This window comes from Thauera sp. ZXT1-4 (genome assembly GCF_052598215.2).
Genome location: NZ_JBQWSN020000053.1, coordinates 1 through 8,620, shown reverse-complemented (window position 1 = coordinate 8,620; position 8,620 = coordinate 1). Strand labels below are relative to the sequence as shown.

Sequence of the window (8,620 nt, the reverse complement as noted above, 5' to 3'; positions counted from 1 at the left end):
AAGCTGCCATTCTGGCGGCAGGAATGCTTGGGACTCCAGAGGCGGCTTGTGGCCGCCTGCCGCCGACCGCGGTCTGGCTCGAAAGCGGCCTGTCAACGCGCCGTTTCATCGTTGCCATGATCGTTTCTTAATCGCGCACAGGCGGCCACAGGCGGGCCGTGTGAACCAGCGTCAGTATCCACGCCGTTTCGCCGTCGATCTGGTACACCAGGCGATAGCTTTCATGCGGGATCAACTCGCGGGTGCCAGGAACGATTCCCGGCTTGCCCAACATGGGGTGCTGGGTCAACCGGGCGGCCGCATCGCTGAAAATCTCATCCATCCGGGCCGCCGCGCGCGGATTGTCGGCTGCGATGTAGTCCCACACATCGGCACGGTCTTGCTGCGCTTCGGGCGTCCAAACAACTCTCACGACTGCCTCGCCACACTGGCACGCCGTGCGGCGAATTCGGCCTCAACTTCATCGTTCGATCGCCCCAATCCAGCGCGCATTGAAGCCCGGCCGGCCTCGACCTTGCGGCGCAGGAACTCGTCGTACTCGCGCGACTTGCGCTGGCTCTGAATGAACTCGCGCATCAACTCGCGCAGGACTTGCGACGCCGGGCGATGGGCCGCTTCGGCTTCGGCCATAAACTCGGCGCGCAACTCAGGCTCCAGCTTCATCGTGAAAACGGCTTGTTTTGACATGATCGGGGCCTCCTGCCACTTGATACTAACAAAGTATATACGCCGTCATTACTAAGCGCTATTCACAGAACGCTGCAAGGCGGGCGTGCGCTAGGCCAAGGCCTGTCGGAAAACATTTGTTTTTCGACAGGCCTTCAACGATCCTCTGCTGTCATTTTCAGAAGGCGACTGCACCAAAAAACGCGGTTTGAAGGCTACTGTGCAGCCGGCTCCTGACAGCTCAATATCAGGACTCCTCTGCACGAAACTCGTCTATGCTCAATGCTCGTGTGCACCAAAGCGAGGTGAGCATGGCGACCGATACCTCAAGGATTCCCGAGCAAGGCGTGGCGACCCTGCCAGATCAGGCATGGGAGCGTGCGCGCCGTCGTGCCGAGATCATCGGGCCGTTGGCGCAATCTGAGCCGGTCGGGCATGCGGCAGCCGATGCGGCAGCCCAAGCGCTGGGCCTGTCCCGGCGGCAGGTTTATGCTTTGATCCGCCGTGCCCGGCAAGGCGCAGGGCTGGTCACGGATTTCGCGCCAGGTCAGTCAAGCGGCGGCAAAGGCAAGGGCCGTTTGCCAGAGTCAGTCGAGCGCATCATCCGCGAGCTGCTGCAAAAGCGTTTCCTGACCAAGCAGAAACGCAGCCTCGCGGCCTTCCATCGGGAGGTCACGCAAGCCTGCAAGGCACAGAAGCTGCGGGTGCCGACGCGCAACACCGTAGCCTTGCGGATAGCCCGTCTCGACCCCCTCAACACCGTCCGCCGCCGGGGAGGCCAAGATGCCTCCCGAGAACTGCAAGGAGCGGGTGGCATCCCACCGGTCATCTCCGAGCCACTGGAGCAGGTGCAGATCGACCACACGGTCATCGACCTGATCGTGGTGGACGCGCGCGACCGGCAGCCGATTGGCCGCCCCTACCTCACGCTGGCCATTGACGTTTTCACCCGCTGCGTGCTCGGCATGGTGGTCACGCTCGAAGCGCCGTCCGCTGTCTCGGTCGGCCTATGCTTGGCGCATGTCGCCTGCGACAAGCGTCCTTGGCTGGAAGGGCTGGATGTGGAAATGGACTGGCCGATGAGCGGCAAGCCCAGACTGCTCTACCTGGACAACGCGGCCGAGTTCAAAAGCGAGGCGCTGCGCCGGGGTTGCGAGCAGCATGGCATTCGCCAGGACTACCGGCCGCCCGGCCAGCCGCACTACGGTGGCATCGTGGAAAGGATCATCGGCACGGCCATGCAGATGATCCATGACGACCTGCCGGGCACGACCTTCTCCAACCCCGGCCAGCGCGGCGAGTACGACGCCGACAAGATGGCCGCCTTGACTCTGCGCGAACTGGAGCGCTGGCTCACGCTGGCCGTGGGCACCTATCACGCCTCGGTGCACAACGGCCTGCTCCAGCCGCCGGCCGCGCGCTGGGCCGAGGCTGTGGCGCAGAGCGGCGTGCCGCCCGTGGTCACACGGCCCACCGCGTTCCTGGTCGATTTTCTGCCGGTCATCCGGCGCACGCTGACCCGCACCGGTTTCGTCATTGACCACATCCATTACTACGCCGATGCCCTCAAGCCGTGGATCGCCCGGCGTGACCGCCTGCCGGCCTTCCTGATCCGGCGCGATCCACGCGACATCAGCCGCATCTGGGTGCTTGAGCCGGAGGCGCAGCACTACCTGGAAGTCCCGTACCGCACCTTGTCGCACCCGGCTGTCACCCTTTGGGAGCAGCGCCAGGCGTTGGCAAAGCTGCGGCAGCTCGGCCGTGAGCAGGTGGATGAGTCGGCGCTGTTTCGCATGATCGGCCAGATGCGCGAGATCGTGACCACCGCGCAGAAAGCCACGCGCAAGGCGCGGCGTGATGCGGATCGACGCCAGCACCTCAAGACCTCGGCTCCTCCCGTTAAGCCCACCCCGCCGGATATGGGCATGGCGGACTCGCAGGCGGCCAACCTGCCACCGGCCAAACCGTTCGACCAGATCGAGGAGTGGTAGCCGTGGACGAATACCCCATCGTTGACCTGTCGCATCTGCTGCCGGCGGCGCAGGGGCTGGCCCGGCTACCGGCGGACGAGCGTATCCAGCGCATCCGCGCCGACCGCTGGATCGGCTACCCGCGTGCGGTCGAGGCGCTGAACCGGCTGGAAACCCTGTTCGCCTGGCCGAACAAGCAACGCATGCCCAACCTGCTGCTGATCGGTCCCACCAACAACGGCAAGTCGATGATCGTCGAGAAATTCCGGCGTTCGCACCCGGCCAGCGCCGATGCCGACCAGGAGCACATACCGGTGCTGGTCGTGCAGATGCCGTCCGAACCCTCGGTGATCCGCTTCTACGTCGCCCTGCTCGCGGCGATGGGTGCACCACTGCGCCCACGTCCCCGGCTGCCGGAAATGGAGCAATTGGCGCTGGCCCTGCTGCGCAAGGTCGGCGTGCGCATGCTGGTGATCGACGAGCTGCACAACGTGCTGGCCGGTAACAGCGTCAACCGGCGGGAATTTCTCAACCTGCTGCGCTTTCTCGGCAACGAGCTGCGCATCCCGTTGGTCGGCGTCGGCACCCGCGAAGCGTATCTCGCCATCCGTTCGGATGACCAACTGGAAAACCGCTTCGAGCCGATGCTGCTGCCGCCGTGGGAGGTCAATGAGGACTGCTGCTCACTGCTGGCCAGCTTCGCGGCTTCGCTCCCGCTGCGGCGACCCTCATCGATTGCCACGCTGGATATGGCTCGCTACCTGCTCACTCGCAGCGAGGGCACCATCGGTGAACTGGCGCATCTGCTGATGGCGGCGGCCATTGCCGCCGTAGAGAGCGGAGAGGAGGCGATCAACCATCGCACGCTCAGCATGGCCGACTACACCGGCCCCAGCGAACGGCGACGGCAATTCGAGCGGGAACTGATGTGAAGCCTACGCCGCGCTGGCCGCTGCATCCTGCGCCAAGGGAAGGCGAAGCCCTGTCCTCCTGGCTCAACCGGGTCGCCGCCTGCTATCACATGGACGTGCACGAGCTGCTGACACACGATCTCGGCCATGACCAGCTCGACGACCTGGATACCGCACCGCCCTTGTCCTTGTTGACGCTGCTTGCCCAGCGCAGCGGGGTTGAACTGGAGCGTTTGCGTGAGATGACCCTGGCCGGCTGCGTGCCGTGGCTGTTGGACAGCCTTGACGATTCGCTGCCTGCGGCTCTGGAAACCTATGCGTTCCAATGCTCGGTGCTGCTGCCCAAGCGCAAGACACGATCCATCACGCGTTGGCGAGCCTGGCTGCCGAGCCAGACGATGCGCCGGGCCTGCCCGCTGTGCCTGAACGATCCGGCCAACCAGGCCGTGCTGCTCGCTTGGCAACTCCCGCTCATGCTGAGTTGCCCGCAGCATGGCTGTTGGCTGGCGTCCTATTGGGGCATGCCCGGTCGGCATCTCCAGTGGGACAACGCCGAGGCGGCTCCGCGCCCCATCAACGAGGCGATTGCCAGCATGGATCGGCGCACCTGGCAGGCCCTGACGACTGGCTTTGTGGAACTGCCGCGCCGGCGCATCCATGCCGGTCTGTGGTTCCGGCTGCTGCGCACCCTGCTCGATGAACTGAACACCCCGCTGTCGCACTGTGGCGGCAGCGCGGGCAGCGTTCGCCAGGTCTGGGAGCATTGCGGCCATCCGCTGCGTGCGGGGCAGAGCCTGTGGCGGCCCTTCGAGGTGCTGGCCCCGGCCGTGCAGGTGCAGATGCTGGAAGCCGCAGCCAGCGCCATCGCGCTGATCGAGTCGAGGGCGCTGCTCCCGCGCGGGGAACACGCCCCGCTGTTCCTGATCGAGCCGCAGACGGGCTTCACCAACGGACTGCCCGAGAAGAAACCGAAACCCGAACCCGTCAACCACTGGCAGCGGGCGGCCCAGGCCATCGACGAGGCCATCATTGAAGCGCGGCACAACCCCGAGACGGCACGCTCGTTGTTCGCGTTGGCTTCCTATGGCCGGCGCGACCCCGCTTCTCTGGAACAGTTGCGGACCACCTTCGCGAAGGAAGGCATCCCCCCGGAATTTCTGTCACATTACGAGCCTAACGGACCCTTTGCGTGCCTTAGTCAGAATGACGGGTTAAGTGACAAATTTTGACGGCCTTAACTTTCCGGCGCACACTGTCACATAATCGAACGTATATGTGACAGGTGCAGGATGCAGATCGGCTACATGCGGGTATCGAAGGCGGATGGCTCCCAAGCCACCGACTTGCAGCGCGATGCGCTGATTGCGGCCGGTGTCGATCCGGCCCATCTCTATGAGGATCAGGCGTCCGGCAAGCGCGAGGACCGACCCGGCTTGGGTTCTTGCCTGAAAGCGCTGCGGCCCGGCGACACGTTGGTGGTGTGGAAACTGGATCGGCTCGGACGCGACCTGCGTCACCTCATCAATACCGTCCATGACCTGACTGGGCGCAGCATCGGCCTCAAGGTGCTGACCGGACATGGTGCGGCCATTGACACCACGACCGCCGCCGGCAAGCTGGTCTTTGGCATCTTCGCTGCGCTGGCCGAGTTCGAGCGCGAGCTGATCGCCGAGCGCACCGTGGCGGGCCTAGCCTCGGCACGGGCACGCGGCCGAAAAGGCGGGCGGCCGTTCAAGATGACCGCCGCCAAGCTGCGTCTGGCGATGGCGGCGATGGGGCAGCCGGAAACCAAGGTCGGCGATCTGTGTCAGGAACTCGGCATTACGCGGCAGACCCTGTACCGGCATCTATCGCCCGAAGGGGAGCTGCGTCCTGATGGAATAAAGCTGCTCAGTCGAGTGTGAAGCGCGCTGTTGCCGTCGGCACTTAATTACTCTTCGAGCAGGCTACGCAGCATCCACGCGGTCTTTTCGTGGATATCAATACGCTGGGTCAGCACATCAGCCGTGGGCTGATCGTTGGCTGCATCCACGACCGGAAAGAGCTTGCGAGCAGTCCTCGCTGTCGCCTCTTGTGCAGCGACCAGATGACGGATCATGTCGTTGGCCTTGGGCACACCCTCGACTTCCTTGATGGAAGCCAGCTTGACGAATTCCCTGTAGGTGCCCGGGGCGGGAAAACCCAGGGCGCGGATGCGCTCGGCGATGATGTCCAGCGCGTTCCACTGCTCGGTGTACTGCGCCATGAACATGTTGTGCAGGCTGTTGAACTGGGGGCCGGTGACGTTCCAGTGGAAGTTGTGGGTCATCAAGTACAGCGTGTAGCTGTCGGCCAAGAGCCCAGACAGTCCCTCGGCGATCTTCTTCCGGTCGGCATCCGAAATACCAATGTCCATGTTCATCGGTTTGACTTTCTTTTCTTTCATGATGGTTTCCTATCTTCGTGATTAAGCCGTTTTGGCTGGATGTGACCTCTCGCCCACCCCAAAATGCAACATTCGAGACTATAATAGCTTCACTTGTAACTTTTCTTTTCGAAGCGTCTGCAAGGATACTTCGAGGGAATGTCGCTAGGACCATATAGCCATTTCGATTAACAACGCAACCAAAGGAGCGAGAGATGGAAAACAAAGACGCAAGTTCTACTGGCAAGTGCCCCGTCATGCACGGTGGCGTCACCTCGGCCAGCATGGCGAACATGGACTGGTGGCCGAAGGCCCTTAACCTCGACATCCTGCATCAGCACGACACGAAGACCAACCCGCTGGGTGCCGGCTTCAACTATCGCGAAGAGCTCAAGAAGCTCGACATCGAAGCGCTGAAGAAGGACGTCAAGGCGCTGATGACCGACAGTCAGGACTGGTGGCCGGCCGACTGGGGCCACTACGGTGGCCTGATGATCCGCATGGCCTGGCACTCGGCCGGCACCTACCGCATCGCCGACGGTCGCGGCGGCGGCGGCACTGGCAACCAGCGCTTCGCCCCGATCAACTCCTGGCCCGACAACGCCAACCTCGACAAGGCGCGCCGCCTGCTGTGGCCGATCAAGAAGAAGTACGGCAACAAGATTTCTTGGGCTGACCTGATCATCCTTGCCGGCACGATGGCCTACGAGTCGATGGGCTTCAAGACTTTCGGCTTCGCCTTCGGCCGCGAGGACATCTGGCATCCCGAGAAGGACACCTACTGGGGCGCCGAGAAGGAATGGCTCGCCCCGAGCGGCAGCGCGGGCAGCCGTTACTCCGGCGAGCGCGACCTGGAAAACCCGCTGGCCGCCGTGATGATGGGCCTGATCTACGTGAACCCGGAAGGCGTGGACGGCAAGCCCGACCCGCTCAAGACGGCGCGTGACGTGCGCGTCACCTTCGCCCGCATGGCGATGAACGACGAGGAAACCGTGGCCCTCACCGCCGGCGGCCACACCGTCGGCAAGTCGCACGGCAACGGCAGCGCCGCCAACCTCGGCCCCGCGCCCGAAGGTGCGGATCTCGAAGAGCAGGGCCTCGGCTGGCAGAACCACACGACGCGCGGCATTGGCCGCGACACCGTGACCAGCGGCATCGAGGGCGCGTGGACGACGTATCCGATGAAATGGAACACCGGCCGGGGCAGCTACTTTGATCTGCTGCTGCGCTACGACTGGTGGCTGACCAAGTCGCCGGCCGGCGCGCATCAATGGGAGCCGATCAACATCGCGGAAGAGGACATGCCGGTCGACGTCGAGGATCCCTCGATCCGCTGCAAGCCGATGATGACCGACGCCGACATGGCGATGAAGTTCGACCCCGAGTACCGCAAGATCGCCGAGCGTTTCCGTGCCGATCCCAAGGCCTTCGAGGATGCCTTTGCCCGTGCCTGGTTCAAGCTCACCCATCGCGACATGGGCCCGAAGGCGCGCTACTTCGGCCCGGACGTGCCCAAGGAAGACCTGATCTGGCAGGACCCGGTGCCGGCCGGCCGCAGCGACTACGACGTCGCCGCCGTCAAGGCGAAGATCGCCGCCAGCGGCCTCTCGGTGCAGGACATGGTCGCGACGGCCTGGGACTCCGCGCGCACCTTCCGCGGTTCCGACAAGCGCGGCGGCGCGAATGGCGCGCGCATCCGTCTTGCCCCGCAGAAGGACTGGGAAGGCAACGAGCCCGCGCGTCTGGCCCGCGTGCTGGCGATTTATGAAAAGATCGCCGCCGAGACGGGCGCTTCAGTTGCCGACGTGATCGTGCTGGCCGGCAACGTGGGGGTGGAGATGGCGGCGAAGGCGGCCGGTTTCGATGTGACGGTGCCCTTCGCGCCGGGGCGGGGCGATGCCACGCAGGAAATGACGGACGCCGAATCCTTCGAGGTGCTCGAACCCCTGGCCGATGGCTTCCGCAACTGGCTGAAGAAGGATTATGTCGTGCAGCCCGAGGAACTGCTGCTCGACCGTGCCCAGCTGATGCGCCTGACCGCGCCCGAGATGACCGTGCTGATCGGCGGCCTGCGCGTGATCGGCGCGAACCACGGCGGTGCGCAGCATGGCGTCTTCACCGATCGCGTCGGCGCGCTCACCAACGACTTCTTCGTCAATCTGACCGACATGGCCAACACCTGGAAGCCCACCGGCCGAAACCTCTACGAGATTCGCGACCGCAAGAGCGGCGCGGTGAAGTGGACGGCCACCCGCGTCGATCTGGTGTTCGGCTCGAACTCGATCCTGCGGGCCTATGCCGAGGTGTATGCGCAGGACGATGCCCGGGAGAAGTTCGTCAAGGACTTCGTGGCCGCCTGGAACAAGGTAATGAATGCGGATCGCTTTGATCTAGCCTGATATAACCGCGGGGTAACCCGCAGAAATCCTACTGCCAAGAGACCGGACAACACCATAGTTGTTCGGTCTTTTTTTACTTGCACCGCTGCTCGACTTCTGTCCAACACCATGTCCAGTTAGGTGAAATTGACTCCTGACATTTTGTGTATTCGTCTGGCTCTTCGTCATTTCGTGTGGAACCCAACAGTCACAATGACTCCTGGTCGTCGAGCCCGGTGGACATGTGCACAGGCCGGCCAGCGGGGCACTTCGCATAACCCCATTTCCGAA

At 63.7% G+C, this 8,620-nt stretch carries 8 protein-coding genes; 5 read left to right on the top strand and 3 right to left on the bottom strand.

The features are described 5' to 3' along the window. Window positions 1-127 precede the first annotated feature (127 nt). Window positions 128-412: a type II toxin-antitoxin system RelE/ParE family toxin gene (locus tag ACUH78_RS18370; RefSeq protein WP_012585366.1), complete on the bottom strand. Its 285-nt coding sequence runs from the start codon at window positions 410-412 to the stop codon at window positions 128-130. Next, a complete protein-coding gene (locus ACUH78_RS18365) occupies window positions 409-687 on the bottom strand; it encodes a hypothetical protein (protein WP_012585367.1) in 279 nt (92 codons plus the stop codon). Before ACUH78_RS18365 ends, ACUH78_RS18370 begins: the two co-directional genes overlap by 4 nt. Before the next feature lie 254 nt (window positions 688-941). Between ACUH78_RS18365 and ACUH78_RS18360 the strand changes: the two genes are divergently transcribed. Genes ACUH78_RS18360 through ACUH78_RS18345 form a run of 4 tightly spaced genes read left to right on the top strand, consistent with a single transcriptional unit; the run spans window position 942 to window position 5,451 of the window. Next, the gene (locus ACUH78_RS18360; RefSeq protein ID WP_510497592.1) at window positions 942-2,657 is read left to right on the top strand and encodes a TnsB C-terminal domain-containing protein; all 1,716 of its coding nucleotides are present in this window, start codon (window positions 942-944) and stop codon (window positions 2,655-2,657) included. Window positions 2,658-2,659: 2 nt separating this feature from the next. After that, entirely contained in the window at window positions 2,660-3,568 is a 909-nt protein-coding gene (locus ACUH78_RS18355; protein ID WP_445334342.1) for a TniB family NTP-binding protein, read from the top strand. Then, complete coding sequence (locus ACUH78_RS18350; protein ID WP_445334341.1) at window positions 3,565-4,776, top strand: TniQ family protein; 1,212 nt, start codon at window positions 3,565-3,567, stop codon at window positions 4,774-4,776. Before ACUH78_RS18355 ends, ACUH78_RS18350 begins: the two co-directional genes overlap by 4 nt. 60 nt (window positions 4,777-4,836) lie before the next feature. Next, window positions 4,837-5,451: a recombinase family protein gene (locus ACUH78_RS18345; protein ID WP_265662179.1), complete on the top strand. Its 615-nt coding sequence runs from the start codon at window positions 4,837-4,839 to the stop codon at window positions 5,449-5,451. 26 nt (window positions 5,452-5,477) lie between these two features. On the opposite strand, the gene ACUH78_RS18340 is transcribed toward ACUH78_RS18345, so the two are convergent. Continuing rightward, window positions 5,478-5,972, bottom strand: a complete 495-nt coding sequence (locus tag ACUH78_RS18340; RefSeq protein WP_445334340.1) for a Dps family protein — start codon at window positions 5,970-5,972, stop codon at window positions 5,478-5,480. A gap of 194 nt (window positions 5,973-6,166) precedes the next feature. Between ACUH78_RS18340 and katG the strand changes: the two genes are divergently transcribed. Beyond that, a complete protein-coding gene (gene katG, locus ACUH78_RS18335) occupies window positions 6,167-8,350 on the top strand; it encodes a catalase/peroxidase HPI (protein ID WP_445334339.1) in 2,184 nt (727 codons plus the stop codon). The last annotated feature ends 270 nt before the right edge of the window (window positions 8,351-8,620 follow it).

What these genes read in the sequence shown, in the direction of transcription:
- ACUH78_RS18340 (WP_445334340.1), bottom strand. Translation starts at nt 5,972, where the DNA reads ATGAAAGAAAAGAAAGTCAAACCGATGAACATGGACATTGGTATTTCG.
- ACUH78_RS18360 (WP_510497592.1), top strand. Translation starts at nt 942, where the DNA reads ATGCTCAATGCTCGTGTGCACCAAAGCGAGGTGAGCATGGCGACCGAT.
- katG (WP_445334339.1), top strand. Translation starts at nt 6,167, where the DNA reads ATGGAAAACAAAGACGCAAGTTCTACTGGCAAGTGCCCCGTCATGCAC.
- ACUH78_RS18365 (WP_012585367.1), bottom strand. Translation starts at nt 687, where the DNA reads ATGTCAAAACAAGCCGTTTTCACGATGAAGCTGGAGCCTGAGTTGCGC.
- ACUH78_RS18345 (WP_265662179.1), top strand. Translation starts at nt 4,837, where the DNA reads ATGCAGATCGGCTACATGCGGGTATCGAAGGCGGATGGCTCCCAAGCC.